19 protein-coding genes and 1 pseudogene are annotated in these 21,373 nt (G+C 71.6%); 7 read left to right on the plus strand and 13 right to left on the minus strand.

All coding sequences use genetic code 11. The annotated features are described in order from the left end of the window. The first annotated feature begins 62 nt into the window (after positions 1 to 62). Entirely contained in the window at positions 63 to 818 is a 756-nt protein-coding gene (locus AB0D94_RS14005; protein WP_362050705.1) for a TetR/AcrR family transcriptional regulator, read from the plus strand. On the opposite strand, the gene AB0D94_RS14010 is transcribed toward AB0D94_RS14005, so the two are convergent. Together AB0D94_RS14010 and AB0D94_RS14015 are read right to left on the minus strand one after the other, a co-directional pair. Beyond that, the gene (locus tag AB0D94_RS14010) at positions 805 to 1,053 is read right to left on the minus strand and encodes a DUF397 domain-containing protein (protein WP_362050708.1); all 249 of its coding nucleotides are present in this window, start codon (positions 1,051 to 1,053) and stop codon (positions 805 to 807) included. The two genes, AB0D94_RS14005 and AB0D94_RS14010, sit on opposite strands and share 14 nt — an antisense overlap. Beyond that, complete coding sequence (locus tag AB0D94_RS14015; RefSeq protein WP_362050711.1) at positions 1,050 to 1,835, minus strand: helix-turn-helix transcriptional regulator; 786 nt, start codon at positions 1,833 to 1,835, stop codon at positions 1,050 to 1,052. Before AB0D94_RS14015 ends, AB0D94_RS14010 begins: the two co-directional genes overlap by 4 nt. Positions 1,836 to 1,987: 152 nt before the next feature. Here AB0D94_RS14015 and AB0D94_RS14020 point away from each other — a divergent pair, with 152 nt between their 5' ends. After that, on the plus strand, positions 1,988 to 2,386 hold the full coding sequence (locus AB0D94_RS14020; RefSeq protein WP_362050714.1) for an ATP-binding protein: 399 nt from the start codon (positions 1,988 to 1,990) through the stop codon (positions 2,384 to 2,386). An 18-nt stretch (positions 2,387 to 2,404) separates the two neighbouring features. Then, positions 2,405 to 4,786, plus strand: coding sequence for a tetratricopeptide repeat protein (locus AB0D94_RS14025; RefSeq protein WP_362050717.1), 2,382 nt, complete (start codon positions 2,405 to 2,407; stop codon positions 4,784 to 4,786). A gap of 334 nt (positions 4,787 to 5,120) precedes the next feature. On the opposite strand, the gene AB0D94_RS14030 is transcribed toward AB0D94_RS14025, so the two are convergent. From AB0D94_RS14030 to argS, 4 genes are all read right to left on the minus strand, one after another. Next, positions 5,121 to 5,918 (minus strand): VOC family protein, encoded by a 798-nt coding sequence (locus AB0D94_RS14030; protein ID WP_362050798.1) that lies wholly within the window; start codon positions 5,916 to 5,918, stop codon positions 5,121 to 5,123. Between the two features lie 153 nt (positions 5,919 to 6,071). After that, a complete protein-coding gene (locus tag AB0D94_RS14035) occupies positions 6,072 to 7,568 on the minus strand; it encodes a hypothetical protein (RefSeq protein WP_362050720.1) in 1,497 nt (498 codons plus the stop codon). 208 nt (positions 7,569 to 7,776) lie between these two features. Then, positions 7,777 to 8,322, minus strand: coding sequence for a hypothetical protein (locus tag AB0D94_RS14040; protein ID WP_362050723.1), 546 nt, complete (start codon positions 8,320 to 8,322; stop codon positions 7,777 to 7,779). A 241-nt stretch (positions 8,323 to 8,563) separates the two neighbouring features. After that, positions 8,564 to 10,342 carry an arginine--tRNA ligase gene (gene argS / locus AB0D94_RS14045; RefSeq protein WP_362050726.1) on the minus strand — a complete coding sequence of 593 codons (1,779 nt, stop codon included), beginning with the start codon at positions 10,340 to 10,342 and terminating at the stop codon, positions 8,564 to 8,566. A gap of 179 nt (positions 10,343 to 10,521) precedes the next feature. Between argS and lysS the strand changes: the two genes are divergently transcribed. After that, positions 10,522 to 12,252: a lysine--tRNA ligase gene (gene lysS / locus AB0D94_RS14050; protein ID WP_362050729.1), complete on the plus strand. Its 1,731-nt coding sequence runs from the start codon at positions 10,522 to 10,524 to the stop codon at positions 12,250 to 12,252. A gap of 99 nt (positions 12,253 to 12,351) precedes the next feature. Here the strand turns inward: lysS and AB0D94_RS14055 are convergent, their stop codons facing one another. From AB0D94_RS14055 to AB0D94_RS14065, 3 genes are all read right to left on the minus strand, one after another. Beyond that, complete coding sequence (locus AB0D94_RS14055; protein WP_362050732.1) at positions 12,352 to 13,755, minus strand: DUF2637 domain-containing protein; 1,404 nt, start codon at positions 13,753 to 13,755, stop codon at positions 12,352 to 12,354. Positions 13,756 to 13,881: 126 nt separating this feature from the next. Then, positions 13,882 to 14,673, minus strand: coding sequence for a DUF3558 family protein (locus AB0D94_RS14060; protein WP_362050735.1), 792 nt, complete (start codon positions 14,671 to 14,673; stop codon positions 13,882 to 13,884). Between the two features lie 114 nt (positions 14,674 to 14,787). Continuing rightward, positions 14,788 to 15,696 carry a DUF3558 domain-containing protein gene (locus AB0D94_RS14065; RefSeq protein ID WP_362050738.1) on the minus strand — a complete coding sequence of 303 codons (909 nt, stop codon included), beginning with the start codon at positions 15,694 to 15,696 and terminating at the stop codon, positions 14,788 to 14,790. 192 nt (positions 15,697 to 15,888) lie between these two features. Between AB0D94_RS14065 and AB0D94_RS14070 the strand changes: the two genes are divergently transcribed. Then, positions 15,889 to 17,082 carry an RtcB family protein gene (locus tag AB0D94_RS14070; RefSeq protein WP_362050741.1) on the plus strand — a complete coding sequence of 398 codons (1,194 nt, stop codon included), beginning with the start codon at positions 15,889 to 15,891 and terminating at the stop codon, positions 17,080 to 17,082. A 75-nt stretch (positions 17,083 to 17,157) separates the two neighbouring features. Here AB0D94_RS14070 and AB0D94_RS14075 read toward each other — a convergent pair whose 3' ends face one another. Next, positions 17,158 to 17,742, minus strand: a complete 585-nt coding sequence (locus AB0D94_RS14075) for a Uma2 family endonuclease (protein ID WP_362050744.1) — start codon at positions 17,740 to 17,742, stop codon at positions 17,158 to 17,160. 161 nt (positions 17,743 to 17,903) lie between these two features. On the opposite strand from AB0D94_RS14075, the gene AB0D94_RS14080 reads away from it, so the two are divergent. After that, positions 17,904 to 18,578, plus strand: coding sequence for a polysaccharide deacetylase family protein (locus tag AB0D94_RS14080; protein ID WP_362050747.1), 675 nt, complete (start codon positions 17,904 to 17,906; stop codon positions 18,576 to 18,578). Between the two features lie 67 nt (positions 18,579 to 18,645). Here the strand turns inward: AB0D94_RS14080 and AB0D94_RS14085 are convergent, their stop codons facing one another. Then, positions 18,646 to 19,416 carry an SDR family oxidoreductase gene (locus tag AB0D94_RS14085; RefSeq protein WP_362050750.1) on the minus strand — a complete coding sequence of 257 codons (771 nt, stop codon included), beginning with the start codon at positions 19,414 to 19,416 and terminating at the stop codon, positions 18,646 to 18,648. Between the two features lie 270 nt (positions 19,417 to 19,686). On the opposite strand from AB0D94_RS14085, the gene AB0D94_RS14090 reads away from it, so the two are divergent. Further along, positions 19,687 to 20,157: a hypothetical protein gene (locus AB0D94_RS14090; protein WP_362050753.1), complete on the plus strand. Its 471-nt coding sequence runs from the start codon at positions 19,687 to 19,689 to the stop codon at positions 20,155 to 20,157. A gap of 36 nt (positions 20,158 to 20,193) precedes the next feature. On the opposite strand, the gene AB0D94_RS14095 is transcribed toward AB0D94_RS14090, so the two are convergent. After that, entirely contained in the window at positions 20,194 to 20,955 is a 762-nt protein-coding gene (locus AB0D94_RS14095) for a Mut7-C RNAse domain-containing protein (protein WP_362050756.1), read from the minus strand. Between the two features lie 76 nt (positions 20,956 to 21,031). Further along, positions 21,032 to 21,373: pseudogene (locus AB0D94_RS14100) on the minus strand (NAD-dependent epimerase/dehydratase family protein); the annotation flags it as partial.

Consider the following 21,373-nt stretch of genomic DNA (forward strand, 5'->3'; position numbering starts at 1 on the left):
GTGTAAGTAATACACAGAACTAGGATGTGGGTCAACGACGTACGAGGGAGGAGGGGGCCGCGATGACGGAGGAACCGGCGGGCGACACCGGACTTCCGGCGAGCCTGGAGATGGCCTGGGGCCTGCGCGAACGCCCCGGCAAGGGCCCGCGCCCCACGCTGACGCTCCCCAAGATCGTGGACGCGGCCGTGGCGCTCGCGGCCGCCGAGGGCATGGACGCCGTCTCCATGGGCCGGCTGGCCAAGGAGCTGGGCGTCTCCACGATGTCCCTCTACCGGTACGTCACGGCGAAGGAAGAGCTCTACATCCTGATGTCGGACGCGGGCGTCGGCACCCCACCGGTCCCCTCCGGGAAGGAGGGCGCGGGCTGGCGGGAGCTGCTCTCGGAATGGGCGTACGCGCAACGGGCCGTCCTGATGGCCAACCCTTGGATCCTGCGCATCCCCATCACCGGCGCCCCGGTCAGCCCGAACCAGCTCGCCTGGATGGAACGCGGACTCGCCGCGATGGCCGACACCGGCCTGGAGGAGGGCGAGAAGATCTCGACGATCATCCTGATCGGCGGGCTCGTGCGGAACGAGGCCACCATGGCGGCGGACATGATGGACGCCATCGTGAAGTCCGGCGTCTCACCGGACCAGGTGATGGGCCAGTACTTGCGCACGCTGCGGCTGATGACCGGCCCGGACACGCACCCGGCCGTGACGCGGCTGCTGGAGTCCGACGCGTTCTCGGGCTCCGGCGAGCCGGACTTCCAGTTCGGCTTCGGCCTGAACCGGATCCTGGACGGCCTGGCCGCGCTGATCAGCTCGCGCTGACCCAGCCGGTGAGTCCCGCCCAGGCGGCGGGGGCCAGGTCCAGCACGGGGCCGTCGGTGACCTTGCTGTCGCGGACGTGGACCTGGGTCGCGTAGGCGGCCACCTCGACGCAGGCGTCGCCGTCGCCGCCGCTGTGGCTGGACTTGTGCCAGGCCACGGCTACTTCGACGCAGGCGTCGCCTTCGTCGCCGCTGTGGCTGGACTTGAACCACTTCAGTGCGGTCGTGGCACTCATGTCTCTCCTAGCAGGCGGCCCAACAGGCCCTGGGTCTGCTCGGTGTTGAGGGCCTGGGTTCGCAGCATCGCATACTTGCGCGCGAGGATGCTGACCTCGTCGGGGCTGGAGATCAACAGGCTGCCGCGCTGGGTTTCTGCGTAGCCGAGGTGCTGGTGGTCAGGGGTTTCCAGGAGGATGAACGGACCGTTGAGACCTGCGTGGATGGTCTGACCAAAGGGCAAAATCTGCAACGTGATGTTCGGGAGGGTTGCGCAGGTGAGCAGATGTTGCAGCTGCTCCCGGTAGATGGCGTCTCCACCAATCCGGACTTGGAAGGCAGCCTCCCACAGGACGAAGCTGAGGCTGGGTGGGACGTCGCGGTGAAGGATCGCCCGCCGAGCGACGCGACGAGCGGTTAGAGCCTCGATTTGCCCTTCGGAGTAGGCCGGGACGCGGTTGCGGAACAGCGCCCGCGCGTAGTTCTCGGTCTGGAGCAGACCCGGCATGCGCATGGACTCGTACCAGGAGAGCGCGAGAGCCCGCTCCTCAAGGTCCATGTAGTCCTCTGCCCAGGGCGGGATCGTATCCACCAGCGGCATCTCGTTTGCGGCAACGGACAGCAGCCCTGGCAACCCCAGGCATTGGTCCATCAGCTCTGCGACGTTCGGCATCAGCGCCCGTCGGCCCTGTTCGATCGACGCGATCGTTTCCGGGTCCAGCCGGACCAGCTTCCCGAGCTGCTTCTGGGTCAGGTTCTTGGCGACTCGGCTGGCGGCCACCTGCTTGCCGACCATCTTCATGGTCGTCGCGTTCGGCCGTGCTCGTTTCCTCGGTGGCATGTCAGCGAACTCCCCACCCATGCAGGTGCATTACCCCATGTCGACCCGTACTCACCACTGAGTACGGGTTGGCGCTCAGACACACGCTAGTCACGGAACGCGACGATCGTCCCGTGAATCCAACTATTCAGGCGGCCCTCGTGCGCGACCGGCTCTACCTGCGCTCACCTCGAACGGTCCATGCCGCGCGGCAGTTCACACGTGACACCTTGCACGCCTGGGGCGTCACATCGCGCCGGGACGACATGTTGCTCTGCGTGAGCGAGCTGGCCACCAACGCCCTGCGCCACGGCGTCCCGCCGGGCCGTGGGTACCTGCTGCGACTGTTCGGCTTCGAGGACGCCACCGTCCGCATCGAGGTGCACGACAGCGGACCCGGGCTGTCCAGGATCACGGCCCGGCCACCCGGCGCGGAGGGCGGGCGGGGGCTCGACCTCGTCGCCGCGCTCGCCGACGCCTGGGGAGTGCTGCCCCGCGCTCCGGGCAAGGTGGTGTGGTGCGAGTTCCGTTGAGTCGCTAGCTTCGGCCATGTGGGTGTCGAGCAGTGGGCCAAGGCCAGCGGCGAATCGCAGATCACGCAGATCGCCGGGGACCAGTACGTGTACGAGCCCGGCGCCGGGCCGGGACCACAGGCCCGGTTGGGCCTGCCCGACGCGCCCGCCGAACTGGTCGGGCGGGACAGGCCTGCCCGGGAACTGCTCGCGCTGCTCGCCGAGGGCGGATCCCCCGTCGCCGTGGTGGCCGGACTGGCCGGCGTCGGCAAGAGCGCGCTGGCCGTGACGACGGCCCACCGGGCCGTGGAACTGGGCTGGTTCGCGGACCGGGTCTTCTTCCTTTCCCTGCGCGGCTACGCCCCCGACGGCGGCGTGAGCGGGCCGCAGGCCGTGCAGGAGCTTCTGGGCCACCTCGGGATCCGGGACACGGACCTGCCGCCCTCCCCGCATGGCCAACTGGCCCTGTACCGGGCGCGGCTGGCGGCGTATGCCCAGGCCGGGCAGCGGGTGCTGGTCGTCGCGGACGACGCCGGAACCGTCGCCCAGGTACGGGACCTCGTACCGGCCGGAGACACCCACCGGCTGCTGGTCACCTCCCGGCACCGGCTCGTCGCGCCCGGTTTCGCGGCCCGGCTCATCGCCCTGGACGAGCTGGACGCGGAGCCCTCGGCCCAGCTCCTCGCGGGCGCGCTGCTGCGCACCTGGCCGGACGACCCGAGGCCCGCGCGGGAGCCCGAAGCCCTGGCGGCCGTCGCCGAGGCCTGCGGGCGCCTCCCGCTGGCCCTGACGGTGGCCGGAGCGCTGCTCGCGGGGGATCCGGGCCTGCCCGCGGCGGCCCTGGCGGGCCAACTGGCCGACGCCCGGACCAGGCTGGAGGCGCTGACCTTCGACGGCGGCGACGGCGGGGTCCCGGTCGGGGTCCGGGCCGCCTTCGGGCTCTCGTACGGGCGGCTCCCCGCCGACCAGGCCAGGATCTTCCGGCTGCTGACGGTGAAACCGGGGCCCGACTGCACCACCGGCTACGCCCAGGTGATCACCGGCGAGTCCGGGGACATCCGGCCCAAGCTGGCCGCCCTCGTACGGGCCAGCCTGCTGACCGAGCAGCCCGTGGGCTCGGAGCGCTGGCGGATGCACGACCTGGTCCGGCTGTACGCGCAGGAGCGCGGCGAGGAGTGCGCGGAGCAGGACGGCCGGGACGCGGCGACCGGCGCGCTGCTGGCGAGCCTCGTCCTCGACGCGGGGCGGGCGCAGCGGGTCCTGGGGGTGATCGGCCGGGCGGTCACGGGGCCGGACCTGCCTTCGGTACAGGAGGCGCTGCGCTGGCTCGATGAGGAACGCGCCCTGCTGGTCGAGGCCGTGGGCCTGGCCCTGGACACCGGCCGGACGGACACCGCCGCGGAGCTGGGCGACATCCTGCTGCCGTACTTCGAGGTCTACGGGCACGTACAGGAGGGAGAAGCGGTGGCGCGGCGGCTCCTGGCGGCGGCGAGGAGGGCCGGGGACCGGGAGTACCTCGCCATCCGGCTTTACGACCTGGGGCTCGTATTGATGACCGCGCACCGCTTGGACGAGGCGGTCGAGAAGGCGTCGGAGGCCCTTGCGGTGGCACGCGGGGGCTCGCTGAAGGAGACGGAGGGCAAGGCGCTGAACCTGCTGGGCAGCCTGTACCGGGCGCAGCACCGTCCGGTGGAGGCCGGTGGCGCGCTCCAGGGTGCGCTGGAGATCTTCCGTGCGTCCGGGCTCCGGCACGCGGAGGGCACCGCGTGGGCCGAAGCGGGCCAGGTCTGCGTGGACTTGGGACGGCTGCCGGAGGCCGTCGCCGCGTTCCGGGAGGCCGGCGCGGCCATGCGGGAGGTCGGGGACCGCCACCGGGAGGCATCCATGCTGGAGCAGCTCGGGGACGCACTCCGGCAGGCCGGGCACCGGGAGGAGTCCCTGGCGGTGCGGGAGGAAGCCCTCGCCAGGGTGCGGGAGCTCGGCAACCGCAAGAGGGAGGGCTGGGCCCTCAACGGACTCGCGGCCATGCTCCACGCCGACGGCCGGCACGAGGAGGCGCGGCCGCGCTACGAGGAGGCCCTCGCCCTGTTCGTGGCGGCGGGCGACCGTCAGGGAGAGGGCGGAACGCTGCACAACCTGGCGCAGCTCCACACGGAGGCGGGACGGCTGGAGGAGGCCCTCGCGGAGGAGGAACAGGCCATCGTGCTGCTCGCCGGTTCGGCGGGCGCCGGCCACCAGGCCTCCGCAGCGCGGGGGCTCGCGCGCGTACTGGCCCGGCTGCACCGCAGGGTGGAGGCCGCGGACGCCTGGGAACGGGCGGCGGAGCTCTCCGCGTCGGTGGGGGACACCCGCGAGGTGGTCCGCTGCCGTGAGGAGGCCGGGCGGCTGCGCGCGGTGCGGGGCGGGCCGGGCCCGGCCTGATCGGGGAGACCCCCTGGACCCGCCGCGCCTGGGACGGGCCCGGCCGCAGGCGGCTCCGCGGCCGGTGCGGACGGTGCTGGCGCGCCGGGCCCCGGGAACGCCCCGGCTCCGGCAGGACCGCTGCCGGGCCGGAGCCGACCTCCGGGCCGCCGCGCCCGGCCGCGCGGGGCCGAGTACGGGGGCGCCCGCAGCCGGCCCCGTACCGCATCGGCCCCGGGCGGGCCGATGCCCGGCCGGGGCCGATCCCCGGGCGCGCGGGCCCGCGAACGGGCGCACCGCGGCCTCGTGGCTCAGCCGGACCCCAGCCCCGTCGGACCGCCGGAGGCGTGGCGCGTCAGGCGGGCTGTTCCGGGGCCGAGGCCGTGATCACTGCGAAGGGGGCGCCCTGCGGGTCGGCGAGAACGGCCATGCGGCCGGCCGCCATGTCGAAGGCGGGGGCGAGGACGTTGCCTCCGGCGCGGGTGGCGGCGGCCTGGATGCTGTCGACGTCGTCCACGTGGAAGTACGCGAGCCAGTTCGGGGGCGTGCCGGGCGGCATCTGGTCCAGGTTCATCATCCCGCCGACCGCGCGGCCGGCGACCAGGAACTCCGTGTACCCCTCGCCGCCCGGCATCTTGGAGGCGGTCGTGGCGACGGGCAGGACGGCCGAGTAGAACGCGGCCGCGGCGGGCACGTCGCCGGTGCTCAGCTCGCTCCAGATCAGCGCGCCGTGTTCGTTGACGATGCCCGCTCCGTCGAAGGAGCCCGCCTCCCACAGGCCCACGACCGCGCCGGTCGGGTCGGTGATCACGGCCATCCGCCCGAGCTCCATGACGTCCATGGCGGGCATCATCACCGTGCCGCCCGCGTCCGTGACCGCCTTCAGGGTCGAGTCGATGCTGTCGGTGGCCAGGTACGTGGTCCACACGGTCGGCGGCATCGGGTCGGGGACGGTGCCGTCCGGGTTCATCGCCTTCATGATCCCGGCGACCGGCTTCCCCTTGAGGGTGCAGACGGAGTAGCCGCCCTGCTCCGCCGGGCCGACCTCGCCCTGCCAGCCGAAGAGGTCGCAGTAGAAGTCGAGGGCCGCCTGCTGGTCGGGCACCATGAGGTCGATCCAGCACGGGGTGCCGGGCTTGTAGGGGCCGTTCATGTCGGGCACGGAGGCCTCCGGGGGAGCGGTGGGGGTTGGACGGGCCGTCCCCTACCCGGCCCCTGCACCCCGAACCGGGCCGTACGGGTGAAGGCGGCGACGAGGAAGCCCCCGTCTCGCGGGAACGGGAGACGGGGGCTTCGGCCGTGTGCCTCAGGCCGTGGTGCGGCGGCGGTGGCGGCCGGTGCCGGCGACGAGGGCGGCGCCCAGGGCGAGGGCCGCGCCCGCGCCGCCGAGGGCCCAGCTGGTGGCCGGGTCGGATCCGGTGGCGGCCAGCTCACCGCCGTTGGCGGTGGTGCCGGTACCCGTGCCGGTGCTGATCGGTGTGGTGCTGGTGCCCCCGTTCGGCTTCGGCTGGTTGCCGGTGCTCCCGCCGGTGTTCGGGTCGGCGGCCAGGATCTTCGTCAGGCGGCCGTGCGAGCTGTTTATGTACACGTGGTGATCGCCCGAGCCGAGGTCCTCCGCCTCGCTGACCGCGCGCAGCACGATGTCGCCGAGCGGGGCGTCCTTGGTGAAGCGGATGCGCAGCTTGACCTCGGCCTGCTGCCCGGAGGCGATCGGGCGGGGCGCGCCGATCTCGAAGTAGACGAAGACCCCGTCCGCGTAGGTGGCCTCCAGCCGCTCCCAGCCGTTCTTTCCGTAGAACTCGATCTGGAGGTGTTCGGGCTTCAACGGGGACCAGCCCGGGCGGACCGCCGTGAAGGCCAGGCTGAACTGCTTCAGCGGCTGCTTACCGGTGTTGTCGACGTGCAGGCCGAGCCGCGTCCAGTCACCGCCGGCCTTGAAGCCGTCGGCGGGTACCCCGTTCAGCGTGAGCGAGGGGCCGTCGACGATGACGGGGGAGTCCGCGTCGGCGGCTGCTCCGGCGATGCTGGTCTGGTAGTAGGTGGTGGCGGACCAGGCCTTGCCGCCGTCCGTCCGGATGCTCAGGCCGTCGGAGGACAGCTCGAAGGGAACAACCGCTGTGTCGGCGGCGAAACTGATCCGCACGTCGATCGTGTAGACGGACTCCCGGGCGACGGACGCCTTCGTTGCGAGGCTGTAGTCGAAGTAGCTGCCGTCGTGTCCGTCGATGAACTCGGCGGGCTGCCAAGACTTCTTGCCCGCGGAGTCGGTGACGAGATGCTCGACCTTGATCCGGTCGGCCTTCAGCCTGCCCTCCCTCTGGGAGAGCCCGATCCGCGGGGTGTAGTTGCGGACCTCGATGTGGGCCGAGTTGTCGACGGTCACGGTCAGCGGGGTCCAGCCGCCACCGGCCTTGAAGCCACCCTTCGGGACGCCGGCCACCGTGACGTCGGGGCCCATGAGGATCGAGTCCTGCGGGGCCTCCGCGGTGTCGGCGGAGTCCTTGGCGGCCTGGGTCTGCTCGCCGGTGGCGGGAGCCGGTGCCGGTGCCGGTGCCGACGTGGTCTCCGGTGCCGGTGCCGACGTGGTCTCCGGGGCCGGGGCCGGGGCCGGGAGCGGGGTCTGCGCGCCCTTCTCCGTGGTCTCCTCCGCCGTCCCCCCGGCGGCGGGAGCGTCGTCCTTCGGTGCGGTGTCCGGCACGGTCACGGCTGGCTGCTTCTGCTCCTCGGCCATCGCGGGCGTGGTGAGCAGTACCGGACCGACGACCGCGGCGGCGGCCACGGCGGCCATGCGCTTGAGCTTCATTCCTGAGTTCCCCTCCCATTTTTGAACATGCTCAGATTAGGAGGGCGGGTGAGGTTCCAGCCGTCGAAACCGGGTCACAGATCGGAGAAGAGTTCCGGACGTGCGAAGTCCGCACCGCGTGTCCGCGTGTCCCGGGCGCGCATCGCCCGGAACGGGACGAACGCCGCGTGCCCGGGAGTGCGGGATCCGGCGGCGGGGCCGCCACGGCCTACGGGCAGAGCCGGCCCGGGCGCGGGTGGCATTCGCCGGGGTCCGGGTCGACCGGGCCGCCCGGCCGGTAGTTGGACCACCAGATCGGGTCGCCACCGTAGTAGACGGCGATGTTGCCGCCGTTCTGGACCGCCAGGTGCGCGCCCCAGTGGCGGTCGGTGGCGCTGTTCCACAGCGGGCGCATGGCGGCGTCGTACGAGACGAGGTTGCCGTCGGCCTGCATGTAGAAGGTGTTCCCGTAGCCGTAGCTGCCGACGGCCGTCCAGATGGCGCGGCCCTGGTGGTAGAGCACGACGTGCCCGTCGGTCTGCTGCACGAGCATGGTCTGCCCGTCGGGCGAGTACCAGGCCTCACCGCGGTTCAGCCCGGTGGTACCGCGGATGATCGTCTCGGTGTTGTCCGCCGAGACGGTGACGCCGGGCTGGACCGCGGCGGATGCAGCGGGTGCGGCGGCCTGGGCGGTTCCCGCGCTCAGCGCGGTGCCGCCGAGGGCGAGGAGGGCGGAGGCGGCGAGGGCCGCTAATCGGATGTGACGGCTGCGCATGGGTACTCCTTGGGCCGGTGCGGTGATGGCAGCGGAAGCCTTGCAGCGGAATCCCCGGCGCAGAAGGGACGGAACCGGCCATGAGGGGCGGGGTGCCCCCGAGCTACTGCCAGAAGAGCTCCTCGACCACGATCTGCGGCTCGGCCACCCGGGCGGCGAGGGTGAGCCGTGCGGCTCTCGCCCGGTCCGGGGAACGCGACGGCCCCCGGGGCGGGTGCGCCGGGGGCCGTCGGGTGGTGCGTCAGAGCTTCTCGGGGGTGCGGATGCCGAGGAGGGACATGCCCTTGCTGAGGGTGCGGGCCGTCAGCTCGCACAGGAACAGGCGGTTCTCGCCGACGACGAGCTCCGGCTCCGGCTTGATGACGGGGCACTGGTCGTAGAACGTCGTGAACAGCGAGGACAGCTGGTAGAGGTACGCGGCCAGCTTGTGCGGGGCGTGCTCCGCGGCCGCCTCGGCGATGAGCTCGCCGAAGTGGTCCAGGTGCAGGCCCAGCGCGCGCTCGGCCGGGGCCAGCTCCAGCTCCGGGTGGGCGGCCGGCTTGCGGTCGCCCGCCTTGCGCAGGATGGACTTGATGCGGGCGTACGCGTACTGGAGGTACACCGAGGTGTCGCCGTTCAGCGACACCATCTGGTCCAGGTCGAACTTGTAGTCCCGCGCGGCCGAGGTGGACAGGTCCGCGTACTTCACCGCGCCGATGCCCACGTACTGGCCGTTCTCGACGATCTCCGCCTCGGTCAGGCCCACCTTCTCGGCCTTCTCGCGCACGACGGCCGTCGCCCGCTCCACGGCCTCGTCCAGCAGGTCCACCAGCCGGACCGTCTCGCCCTCACGGGTCTTGAACGGCTTGCCGTCCTTGCCGAGCACGGTGCCGAAGGCCAGCTGCACGGCCTTGACCTCGTCGTTCAGCCAGCCCGCGCGGCGCGCCGTCTCGAAGACCATCTTGAAGTGGAGGGACTGCCGCGCGTCGACCACGTAGATCAGCTCGGTCGCGCCCAGCTTGCCCACCCGGTCGCGGATCGCGGACAGGTCGGTCGCGGCGTAGCCGAAACCGCCGTCGGACTTCTGGACGATCAGCGGGGTCGGGTTGCCGTCCTGGCCCTTGACGTCGTCGAAGAACACGCACAGCGCGCCGTTGGAGCGGACGGCGACGCCCGAGTCCTCCAGCAGCTTGCAGGTCTCGACCAGCATGTCGTTGTAGCCGGACTCGCCGACCACGTCCGGGTCCTGGATGTCCATGTCCAGCTTATTGAAGACGGAGTAGAAGTAGATCTTCGACTCGTCGACGAACCGCTGCCACAGGGCGAGGGTCTCCGGCTCGCCGGCCTGGAGGTCCACCACGCGCGCCCGGGCCCGCGTCTTGAACTCCTCGTCGGAGTCGAAGAGCGTGCGCGAGGCCTTGTAGAGGCGGTTCAGGTTGGACATGGCCTCCTCGCCGGAGACCTCCTGGTCCGACTTGTGGTCCAGCTCGTGCGGGTGCTCCAGAAGGTACTGGATGAGCATGCCGAACTGGGTACCCCAGTCGCCGATGTGGTGGCGGCGGATCACCTTCTCGCCCGTGAACTCCAGGATCTCGACCATCGCCGCGCCGATCACGGCGGACCGCAGGTGGCCGACGTGCATCTCCTTGGCGACGTTCGGCTGCGCGTAGTCGATCACCGTGGTGCCCGGCTTCGCGGCGAGCGGCACGCCGAGGCGGTCGTCGCCCGCCCGCGCGGCCAGCGTCTCGATGATCGCCCGGTCCGCGACGGTGATGTTGAGGAAGCCGGGGCCCGAGACCTCGATCTCCTTGATCACGTCGGTGTCGCCGCCCGTGGGGATGGACCCGACCACGCTCGTCGCCAGCTCGCGCGGGTTGGCCTTCGCCTTCTTCGCGAGGGCCAGGATCCCGTTGGCCTGGAAGTCGGCCCGGTCGCTTCGTCGCAGCAGCGGGTCGGCGGCACCGGCCTCCGGCAGGGCGGAGGCGAGGGCGTCCGCGACGCGCTGATTGACGGACGAAGCGAGGGAAGGGACCGAGGCCATGAGCTGCCGTTCCTGTGAGGTTGTGCTGGTGGGTGCACTTGGGTGTTCCGACAAGTGCCGAGTATCCCACGCGAGGGCTGTCCGTTTCCCGGGATAAGACGAGCGCCGAGCAACCCCGGAGCGGCTACTTCCGTCTGGGAGAATGGCTGAAGCCAGCATTCGAGATAGAAGGACGTGTCGTGGCTCAGAGCAGCACCGAGACCGACTGGGTCTCCCGTTTCGCGGACGAGGTCATCGCCGAGGCGGAGCGCCGAGCACCCGGCAAACCTGTCGTCGTCGCGTCCGGACTCTCCCCCTCCGGCCCCATCCACCTGGGCAACCTGCGCGAGGTCATGACCCCGCACCTGGTCGCCGACGAGATCCGCCGCCGGGGCATCGAGGTCCGGCACCTCATCTCGTGGGACGACTACGACCGCTACCGCAAGGTGCCCAAGGGCATCCCCGGCGTGGACGAGGAGACGTACGGCCAGTACATCGGCCGCCCGCTGACCGCCGTCCCCGCCCCGGCCGGGTCGGCGTACGACAGCTGGGCCGAGCACTTCAAGGCCGCCATGGTCGAGGCGCTCGCCGAGCTGGGCGTCGAGTACGACCCGATCAGCCAGACCGAGCAGTACACCTCCGGCGCCTACCGCGAGCAGGTGCTGCACGCGATGAAGCACCGCGGCGACATCGACGCCGTGCTCGACCAGTACCGCACCAAGCAGAAGCCGGGCGGCAAGAAGCCCCAGCAGAAGCAGGTCGACGAGGCCGAGCTGGAGGCCGCGGAGGGCTCCGGCGCCGCCGCGGAGGACGACGGCAGCACCGGCGAGGGCGGGTACTTCCCGTACAAGCCGTACTGCGGCGAGTGCGGCAAGGACTTCACCAAGGTCACCTCGTACGACGACGAGACGACCGAGATGACCTACGTCTGCACCGAGGACGAGTTCACCGAGACGGTCAAGCTCAGCGAGTTCAACCGCGGCAAGCTCGTCTGGAAGGTCGACTGGCCGATGCGCTGGGCCTTCGAAGGCGTGGTCTTCGAGCCCTCCGGCGTCGACCACTCCTCGCCCGGCTCCTCCTTCCAGGTCGGCGGCCAGATCGTGCACATCTTCGGCGGCGAGCAGCCGATCGGACCGATGTACGCGTTCGTCGGCATCAGCGGCATGGCCAAGATGTCCTCGTCGAAGGGCGGGGTCCCCACCCCGGCCGACGCGCTGAAGATCATGGAGCCGCAGCTGCTCCGCTGGCTGTACGCGCGCCGCCGCCCGAACCAGTCCTTCAAGATCGCCTTCGACCAGGAGATCCAGCGGCTCTACGACGAGTGGGACAAGCTGGAGGCCAAGGTCGCCGACGGCTCCGTGCTCCCCGCCGACGCGGCCGCGCACACCCGCGCCGTCCGCACCGCCGCCGCCGAGCTGCCGCGCACCCCGCGCCCGATGCCGTACCGGACGCTCGCGTCCGTCGTCGACATCACCGCCGGCCACGACGAGCAGACCTTGCGCATCCTGACCGACCTGGACCCCTCGCAGCCGCTCACCTCCCTCGACGCGGTACGGCCGCGCCTGGACCGCGCCGAGAACTGGATCACCACCCAGGTCCCGGCCGACCAGCGGACCCTCGTCCGCGAGGAGCCCGACACCGAGCTGCTGTCCTCCCTGGACGACGAGGGCCGCGAGTCTCTGCGGCTGCTGCTGGAGGGCCTGGACTCGCACTGGTCCCTCGACGGGCTGACCACCCTCGTCTACGGCGTGCCGAAGGTGATGGCCGGGCTGGAGCCCGACGCCAAGCCGACGCCGGAGCTCAAGGTCGCCCAGCGGACCTTCTTCGCGCTCCTCTACCGGCTACTCGTGACCCGGGAGACCGGCCCGCGACTGCCCACGCTGCTGCTGGCGGTGGGCGCGGACCGGGTGCGCAAGCTGCTCGCGGTCTGAGCGTGTGACGTACGCGGAAGGGCCCGCACCCCTCGGGGTGCGGGCCCTTCCGCATGCCTGCCGCCTGCCGCCTGCCGGCTACGGCTCACGGCTCACCGCTCACGCGATGTGCTCGTTCTCCAGGTCCTTCTGGTACCGCTGCTTGAACGCCGGGATCATCCGCCGCAGCAGCGAGCCGCTGCGCGGGTGCGTCACGCCGTAGCCGTCCGAGAGGTGTATGTCCAGGGCCTCGGCCGTCGGGAAGTCGTTCTGCTCGTCGACCAGCGCACGGAACACCTTGTACGCCACCTCGGCGAACTCGGCCTCGTCCGGGCCGTCCGCCGGCTCGGCCGGCTGGGTCTGCTGGAACTCCTCCTGGCGGGGGCCCGGAATCGGCAGGTCCGGCTGCTGGACCTGCTGGATCTGCTGGATCTGCTGCTCCTCCGGACCCGCCGGGGGCATGACCGGGATCGGCTCCAGACCCTCGACGTACTGGGGGTTGTAGCCGCCCTCGTACGCCGCCTGCGGCGCCAGCGGCGCGGCGAACCACGCGCTGTTGTGCGCCGCGGGCATGGCCGTCGGATCCACCGCGAAGGGCGGCGGCGCGTGGGTGACGGACGGGACGGCCAGCTGCGCGCCGGTCTCCGGCCCCTCCGGCAGTACGGCATCCGGCCCGGCCGGCAGCGCGTCGTCCGGCCCACCGGACAGCACGGCGCCCGGTACGGAGGCCGCCTGCGGCTGCCCGGGCTGCGGACCGGCCTCCAGACCCGCCTGCGCGCCCCCCGCCACCAGGGCCGGAGCCGTGGAGGCGGCGGCCGCCGGAGGCAGCAGCGCCGGGTCGATGCCCGCCGCCGCCAGCCCCTCCGGAGCCGTCTGCGCCAGCGGCACGCCGATCCGGGCCAGCTTCAGCGGCATCAGCGCCGCCACCGGAGCCTTGCGCCGCCACGAGCGCCCGTACCGCGCCTGCAGCCGCGCCTGGTAGATCAGCCGGTCCTGCTCCATGCCGACCGCCTGCTCGTAGGAGCGCAGCTCCCACAGCTTCATCCGGCGCCACAGCTTGAAGGTGGGGACGGGGGAGAGCAGCCAGCGCGTGATGCGCACGCCCTCCATGTGCCGGTCCGCGGTGATGTCCGCGATCCGGCCCACCGCGTGCCGGGCCGCCTCCACCGTCACCACGAACAGGATCGGGATGACGGCGTGCATGCCGACGCCCAGCGGGTCGGGCCAGGACGCCGCCCCGTTGAAGGCGATCGTCGCCGCCGTCAGCAGCCACGCCGTCTGGCGCAGCAGCGGGAAGGGTATGCGCAGCCACGTCAGCAGGAGGTCCAGCGCGAGCAGTACGCAGATGCCCGCGTCGATGCCGATCGGGAACACCAGCGAGAAGCTGCCGAACCCTTTCTGCAGGGCGAGGGTCCGCACCGCGGAGTACGAGCCCGCGAAGCCGATCCCGGCGATGACCACGGCTCCCGCGACCACGACGCCGATGAGTATCCGGTGCGTACGAGTCAGCTCCATCGCGGCCACCCGCGATCCCCTCCCCTTGTCGGGCCCTTACCGAGCCTTTACCAAGCTGCGGCAGGCACAGCGTACGGGTGACTGGATGTCAGCGCTCCGGTAGCCCCCGGTCCTCGCCGGGACCGGCCGGCGGCCCTACTGCGCGGGCGTCGCCGACTGCTGCTGAGAAGCCTCCTGCGAGGGCTGCTGCTCCGGCTGCTTCTGCTGGTTGGCCGCGTCGACCGAGCCCACGGCCTCCTTCGCCGCCGCGATCGCGTCCTGGAGCAGCTTCGCCTGGTCGGGGGCACCGGCACCCTCGTACGCGGCACCGTTGTAGTCCAGCGTGATCACCACGTTCTGGGTGCGCGCCACGATCGTCGTGTTGAAGAAGTCCACGTCCTTCTTCACGCTGTACGTGACCGAGCTCCCCTGGTCACCGATGCCGCCGGCCTCCTCGGCCTTGACGTTCTGCGCACCCTCGGACGCCTTCGCGGCCTCGACCTGCTTGGTGAACTGCTCCTCGGCACGCTTGTTGGCGGCGCCGAGCGAGGCGTGCGAGTCATAGCGGAAGAGGGAGATCGAGAGCCAGCGGTACTGCGAGCCCTTCAGACCGTCCTCGTCCAGGCCGTTCCAGGAGCAGCTGGCGCGGCTGGCCAGGTCGTTCGACTTGGTCGCGGTGCCGTTCTTGTCCTTGGCCTCCGGGACGAGCGACTCGATGGTCTTCGTCTGGACCGCCTTGCACGGGTCGGGCAGCGTCGCGAACGCGGCCTTCTCCAGCGTGGCCGACGGCTTCACGCTCGGCTTGGCGGACGCGGCGGAATCGGACTTCTTGCCGCTGTCCGAGCCCGAGCCCTTGCCCGAATCGGAGGAACACCCGGCAACGGTGAGGATCACCGGGACGGCTGCGCAGGCGAGGACGCGAGTGAGGCGCGAGGCTGATCGGTGCATGTTTCCTTCAGTAGCTCAGTGGGTGTTCTTCGGGCGCGGAACCCGAGCAACGGTAGCCCGACCGGGTGACCGGCTGCTGTGCGCGCCGTCACGCCCGGCCGCGGCGCGCACCGCTCATTCGTTGAAACGCTCGACGAGCGCCTGCGCCAACTCCCGTGCGCTGTCCTGGGTTTCGGCACTCGGCGGGACCGTTCCGGGCAGCGCGGGCTGCACGCTGTACTCGACGGTGACGATGACATTCGAGGTACGGAACACAATCCGCACGGTGCGCGACTGGGCCGCCGTGGCCCCGGCGGGGCTCAGCTTGTCGTCGAGGAACGCGTCGTTCCCCAGCCCCTCCAGGACCCGCGAGCCCAGCTCGGGCGGCGGCGACGGGCTGCCGCTCGGGCTCGTGGCCGGGCTGCCGGACGGGCTGCCGCCGGGGGCCGGGGTGCCGCCGGGGGCCGGGGTCCCCGGCGCGGGAGGAGCCGAACCGCCACCCGCTGCGCCCGTGCTCGGCGTGTTCGGCGTGGGCGTCGAGGCCGTAGGGGCCGTCGGGGACGTCGCGGGCCCGGGGAACGGCAGGTGCGCATCCGTGAGCTGGCGTACGTACACCTGCCGCGCCTTGTCGTCGTCGCTGGCGACGGCCCGGTCGTACGAGACCACGCGCTCGAAGCCGACCGACAGCAGCCGGGTCTCCTCGGGCGTCTGCGCCGTCCAGCGGCAGCCGACGCGCCGGTCGCCGTCGAACGAGGCGTCGGCCGTGCCCGCGTACAGCTGCTCGCGCTGCTCGTCGGTGAGGGACTCGCCGGCCGGGAGCATGGCCCTGACCCGCTTGGCGTCGGCGGCCTTGCAGGGCTGGGGCAGGCTGCGGTACTTCCCGGGGGGCGCCGGGGGCGGGGCCGTGTTGCCGCCCGCCTTCGAGTCGTTGGTGCTCCCGGTGCCGCCCCCGCCGGTGCACGCGGCCAGACCGGCCGCGCCGGCCAGGAGCGCGGTGAGCATCGCGATGCCTGGCAGGACTCCCCGTACCGCCTTGCGCTGCACGTCCAATGGCTCCCTTCGACCGGGCGGCTGCCCGCCGGTCAGGAAAATGCGTTGCCGCGACTCGGGCGCGGATGGACACAATGTCTATCGCACACGCTGGTGCTGGCGCCGGTCCTCTGTCGCATTTGGGGCCAAGAGCGAGGCTTTTTGCGTATTGAGACTTTTCTTGGACTTTCGGGGGATTGAGACCACATGTCGTATGTAGAGGTACCGGGGGCGCAGGTCCCCATCCGGATGTGGACCGACCCGGCGTCGGTCGAAGCCGGCGCGATGCAGCAGCTGCACAACGTCGCCACCCTCCCGTGGATCAAGGGCCTGGCCGTCATGCCCGACGTCCACTACGGCAAGGGCGCCACGGTCGGCTCGGTGATCGCGATGAAGGACGCGGTCTGCCCGGCGGCGGTGGGCGTGGACATCGGCTGCGGCATGTCGGCGGTGAAGACCTCCCTGACGGCGAACGACCTGCCGGGGGACCTGTCGAAGCTGCGGTCGAAGATCGAGCAGGCGATTCCGGTGGGCATGGGCCTGCACAAGGAGGCGGTGGACCCGTCGCGGCTGTACGGCTTCTCGGAGGCGGGGTACGACGACCTCTGGAAGCGCTTCGACTACATCACCGATGCGATCAAATTCCGTCGTGAGCGTGCCACCAAGCAGATCGGAACGCTCGGAAGCGGGAACCACTTCATCGAATTCTGTCTCGATGAGTCGGGTTCGGTCTGGTTGATGCTGCACTCCGGATCCCGGAACATCGGCAACGAGCTCGCCGCCCACCACATCGGCGTGGCCAGGGGGCTCGCGCACAACCAGAACCTGGTCGACCGGGACCTGGCGGTGTTCCTCGCGGCCACCCCGGAGATGGAGGCCTACCGCAACGACCTCTTCTGGGCTCAGGAGTACGCCAAGTACAACCGCGCGGCGATGATGAGCCTCTTCAAGGAGGTCGTCCGCAGGGAGTTCCGCAAGGCGAAGGTCTCCTTCGACCACGAGATCAGCTGCCACCACAACTACGTGGCGGAGGAGCGGTACGACGGCATGGACCTGCTGGTGACGCGCAAGGGTGCGATCCGCGCCGGCAGCGGTGACTACGGGATCATCCCGGGCTCCATGGGGACGGGCTCGTACATCGTGAAGGGCCTCGGCAACGAGAAGTCCTTCAACTCGGCCTCGCACGGAGCGGGCCGGAAGATGAGCCGCACGGCGGCGAAGAAGAAGTTCTCGGCGCGCGACCTGGCGGAGCAGACCAAGGGCGTGGAGTGCCGTAAGGACTCGGGCGTCGTGGACGAGATCCCGGGCGCGTACAAGTCGATCGAGCAGGTCATCGACCAGCAGACCGACCTCGTGCAGGTCGTGGCGAAGCTCAAGCAGGTCATCTGCGTGAAGGGCTGACGCCCGGCCGCAGTTACCGGGGGAGCGGAGGGGTCCGGGCCGATCCGATCGGTCCGGGTCCCTCCGTGTCGTGTCTCAGTGCTCGTCTCCGTCGAGGAGGAGGTCCACCGGGAGTTCCAGGGACACCCCGATGTACTCGGGCAGCGGGATGGAGGTGCCTCGTTTGAAGGTCCTACGGAGGCGGTACGTGCCGTTGCGGGGGTCGCAGCAGAGGACGGCCTCGTCGTGGTGCCGGTCGGCGATGACGTACACGGGGATGTCGGCCTTCGCGTAGCTGTCTACCTTGACGCCGATGTCGTCCGACCAGTTCGAAGAGGTGACTTCGACGACCAGTCGGAAGACGTCGGAGGCGTAACAGTTCTTCTGGACCTTGTGGTCCCGGAAGTCCGCCTCGACGAGGGCGAAATCCGGGATGGCGTAGTCGTCGGAGCCGGTCGGCAGCCAGAGGCCGATGCCCTGGACGTACCGCAGGCCCGCCTTCCTGGCGCCGGCGTCGTAGAACTTCTCGATGAGCCAGCTCAGCGACAGTGCGTGTGACCCGTCCGCGGGTGGTGTCACGGTGAGCCTCCCCTGGAGAATTTCCACTCGGTGCCCGGGAAGCTCCCTGGAGAGTCGATCGGCGGCCTCCGCGATCGTGGTCTCGTGCTGTATCACGGCCATAGCTTCCTCCTTTTCGTGGCTCACGCTTCCGGAGCGTAGCCGCGCCCGTTGACATTTCGCTTGGATTCACCCAAACGGGCCCGAGTGGTGTGCGCGAGGGCAACTGCCGCTTGGTATACGGGGGTTGACGGGTTGAGGTGGTCTAGACCAAGGTGTGCCGCATGTGGAGATCTCGCGCGCTTCTCGCCGCGCTCGCGTCGTTGTCGCTCGCCCTCGGGGCCGCCGGGTCGGCTCAGGCGGGGGTGGGGCTGCCGCCCGTCGTGTCGCACGTGCCGACACAGGACGACGTCGTCTTCATCACCATCGACGACGGCTGGAACCACGATCCGCAGGCCGCGCGGATCCTGCTGGAGAAGCGGGTGCCGGCCGCGCTGTTCCTGCTGCCGGGGGCGACCTCGTACGACACCGGGTACTTCACCGGTCTCACCGGGCAGGGCCGGGTCACGGTGGAGAACCACACCGTGAACCACCCGGACCTGACCACCCTGGACGCCGCCGGGAAGGACGCCGAGGTGTGTGGGGCGGGGGAGCAGATCGAGGCGGCCTTCGGACGGACGCCCAAGCTGCTGCGGCCGCCGTACGGGGCCGTGAACGACGACGTGCGGCTCGCCGCGAAGGCCTGCGGGGTGAAGGCGCTGGTCACCTGGACGCACGACTTCACCACCTGGGGCGAGACGCCGCCGACGCCGCGGCTCAAGAGCGGCGACATCGTGCTGCTGCACTTCACGCCCACCCTGGCGGCCGACCTCCAGCGGGCGCTGGACGCGGCGAAGGCCGCCGGGCTGAAGCCGGCGGCCCTCATGCCGCACCTGAAGGCGGCCGGGCTGGTCCCGTAACCGGTTCCGTAACCGGTCGCGCAACCGGTTCCGTGACCGGCCCCGCAGCGCAGGGCCCGGGCGGCGGTCACAGCTCGCGGTGGACCTTCGTGTTCGAGGCCTGGGCGCGGGGGCGGACCACCAGGAGGTCGATGTTGACGTGGCTGGGGCGGGTCACCGCCCAGGTGATGGTGTCGGCCACGTCGTCGGCGGAGAGGGGCTCCGCCACGCCCGCGTAGACCTTGGCCGCCTTCTCGGCGTCGCCGCGGAAGCGGGTGGTGGCGAACTCCTCGGTCTTGACCATGCCGGGGGCGATCTCGATGACGCGGACCGGCTGGCCGACGATCTCCAGGCGCAGGGTCTCGGCGAGGACGCGGGCGCCGTTCTTGGCGGCGACGTAGCCGGCCCCGCCCTCGTACGTGGAGTGGCCCGCGGTGGAGGACAGGACGACGACCGTGCCGTCGCCGGAGGCGGTGAGCGCCGGGAGCAGGGCCTGGGTCACGTTGAGGGTGCCGATGACGTTGACCTCGTACATCGTGCGCCAGTCGGCGGGGTCGCCGGTGGCGACGGGCTCGGCTCCGATGGCGCCGCCCGCGTTGTTGACGAGGACGTCGACGGACGGGTACTGGTCGAGGGCGGCTGCGAAGGCGTCGACGGCCGGGCGGTCGGTGACGTCGAGGGCGTGGGCCGTGGCGGAGTGGCCCGCTGCGGTGATCTCGGCGGCGAGGGCCTCGATGCGGTCCTTGCGGCGGGCGGTGAGGACGACGTGGTAGCCGGCGGCGGCGAGCTGCCGGGCGGTGGCCGCGCCGATGCCGCTGCTCGCTCCGGTGACTACGGCGGTCCGGGTGGCCGTGATCATGTGCGGGGCTCCTCGTTCGTTCGTACGGGCGATTCCTCGCCAGCATAGGCGGGCGGGGTGGCGGTCAGCGGCCGCGCGGCGGGTGCCTGGTCACGGCCCTCCCGGCGCGGCGGACGGGCGCGCGGGCGAGGTTCCGGCAGGTGGCCGGGCGGGCGCTCGGTACGGCTCGAAGGGGCGCGGGCAGTTGGGGGCAGGCGCGCCCTCGTTCGTGTGATGGTCCGACCGGATGCTCCTCGCGCGCTCTAGCGTTCGCGCGAGGAGGTGGTGTCGGTGCGCCGTGGTGCCGTACGAAGTGTGGTGGTGGCCGGGGTACTGGTCCTGGGTGCGGGCGGCCCGGCACGGGCGGCGTGGGCCGGTCCGGAGGCGGACGTGGCCTACCACGGCCGGGTGGCCCTGTCCGAGGGTCAGCTGCGGGTCTGGCTGGTCCCGGAGAACGACGGGCCGGCGGCGCTGCCGAACGCGACCCTCCGGGTGCGCCTGTCGGCCGATCTCGCCGACCGGCAGAACCTGGCGGGCGGCTGTGCGCGGGCCGGGCTGCGCGAGGTGGTGTGCGAGACGGGCCCGCTGCCGCTGCACGGGCGGGGCCGGCACATCGGGCTGGCGCTGGAGCTGCGGGAGCCGGTGGCGGAGGTGGTGGTCCGGGTCGACACCTGGTGGAACGGCGGCGCGACGGACCGCAACCACGCGAACAACGAGCACGTGGTGCTGGCCCTGGACACGGGCGACGCCTACGCCTTCTGAGCCCCGGGGCCGCTCCAGCGCGGTCACGGGCGACGCCTACGCCTTCTGAGCCCCGGGCCGCTCCAGCGCGGCGCCCGGGCCGAATTCGGCGACCGCCTCGTCGACGATCCGTTCCAGGCGGGCGTGGTGGGCGCCGCGCCAGTAGACGCGCTCGCAGTCGGTGCACTGCGCGAAGACGTCGTAGGAGCGGTGCGTGCCGTGTTCGAGGCGGTCGCCGACGCTGTTCTTGTCGGCCTCGTGGAGCGGGCCGTTGCAGGCGGTGCAGCGGGTCCAGGGGGCGAGTTCGGGGGCGAATCGGCCCAGGATGTCGCGGACTTGGTCGTCGGGGTTGTCGCTGTAGACGTAGGCCCCGGCGAAGATCTCGCGGCGGCGCAGCAGGCCGCGGTCGCGGGAGAGCAGGACGCGCTGTTCGGCGGCGGAGCGGGTGGCGAGGGCGGGGTCGCCGATGTCCTCGTTCTCGTAGGCGGCGTCGACGCCGAGCAGGCGCAGGCGGCGGGCGAGGGTGCCGAGGTGCACGTCGAGGAGGAAGCGCAGGGGCGCCCCGGGGACGTGCTGGGGCCGGTCCACGCCGAGTACCTCGACCGACTGGCCGTCCTGGGGCACGTAGGAGACGGGGACCTCGCGGCCGTCGACGAGGAGGCGGCCGACCTCGGTGAGCGGCACGCCGGCCGATTCGACGACGTGGCCGAGGCTGGAGGCGCCGTCGGTGGTCGTCGGTACGCGTTCGGCCCGCCGGCTGGGCGGGGCGAACAGGCGCAGTTCGGGGGCGAGGGTGAGCTGAATGCCGGGTCCGTTCACCCTGTCAGCATGCCATCGGGGGCGGGGTGCCGCGGCTGATTTACGGTGCCGCGGCGGCCCCGCCCGCGCGGGGCGCTCAACCGACGCGCTCGGCGAGGAACTGTTCCCAGGTGCGCTTGCCGACGAGGGTGCCGGTGAGGGCGAGGTTGTCGCCGGCGCGGTAGGCCTTGCCGGCCTTTCCGGGCATGCGGATGGGGAGGAGGGGGCGGCGCTTGCCGGTGGCGGTGAGGTAGCTGCGCAGGAGGTCGCCGAGGGGGTAGACCTTGGGTCCGGCGATGTCGGCGACGCGTCCGGCGGGCTGGCCGAGGGTGAGTTCGACGAGTCGGGCGGCGACTTCGCGGGAGTCGACGGGCTGGAACTGGAGGCCGCCGGGGGCGGGGACGATGGGCATCTTGGACATTTTTTCGCCCATCATGAG

The organism is Streptomyces sp. NPDC048255, from assembly GCF_040652415.1.
In the GTDB taxonomy this organism is placed as follows: domain Bacteria; phylum Actinomycetota; class Actinomycetes; order Streptomycetales; family Streptomycetaceae; genus Streptomyces.

What these genes read in the sequence shown, in the direction of transcription:
- AB0D94_RS14005 (WP_362050705.1), top strand. Translation starts at nt 63, where the DNA reads ATGACGGAGGAACCGGCGGGCGACACCGGACTTCCGGCGAGCCTGGAG.
- AB0D94_RS14010 (WP_362050708.1), bottom strand. Translation starts at nt 1,053, where the DNA reads ATGAGTGCCACGACCGCACTGAAGTGGTTCAAGTCCAGCCACAGCGGC.
- AB0D94_RS14015 (WP_362050711.1), bottom strand. Translation starts at nt 1,835, where the DNA reads ATGAAGATGGTCGGCAAGCAGGTGGCCGCCAGCCGAGTCGCCAAGAAC.
- AB0D94_RS14030 (WP_362050798.1), bottom strand. Translation starts at nt 5,918, where the DNA reads ATGAACGGCCCCTACAAGCCCGGCACCCCGTGCTGGATCGACCTCATG.
- AB0D94_RS14035 (WP_362050720.1), bottom strand. Translation starts at nt 7,568, where the DNA reads ATGAAGCTCAAGCGCATGGCCGCCGTGGCCGCCGCCGCGGTCGTCGGT.
- AB0D94_RS14040 (WP_362050723.1), bottom strand. Translation starts at nt 8,322, where the DNA reads ATGCGCAGCCGTCACATCCGATTAGCGGCCCTCGCCGCCTCCGCCCTC.
- argS (WP_362050726.1), bottom strand. Translation starts at nt 10,342, where the DNA reads ATGGCCTCGGTCCCTTCCCTCGCTTCGTCCGTCAATCAGCGCGTCGCG.
- AB0D94_RS14060 (WP_362050735.1), bottom strand. Translation starts at nt 14,673, where the DNA reads ATGCACCGATCAGCCTCGCGCCTCACTCGCGTCCTCGCCTGCGCAGCC.
- AB0D94_RS14070 (WP_362050741.1), top strand. Translation starts at nt 15,889, where the DNA reads ATGTCGTATGTAGAGGTACCGGGGGCGCAGGTCCCCATCCGGATGTGG.
- AB0D94_RS14075 (WP_362050744.1), bottom strand. Translation starts at nt 17,742, where the DNA reads ATGGCCGTGATACAGCACGAGACCACGATCGCGGAGGCCGCCGATCGA.
- AB0D94_RS14080 (WP_362050747.1), top strand. Translation starts at nt 17,904, where the DNA reads ATGTGGAGATCTCGCGCGCTTCTCGCCGCGCTCGCGTCGTTGTCGCTC.
- AB0D94_RS14085 (WP_362050750.1), bottom strand. Translation starts at nt 19,416, where the DNA reads ATGATCACGGCCACCCGGACCGCCGTAGTCACCGGAGCGAGCAGCGGC.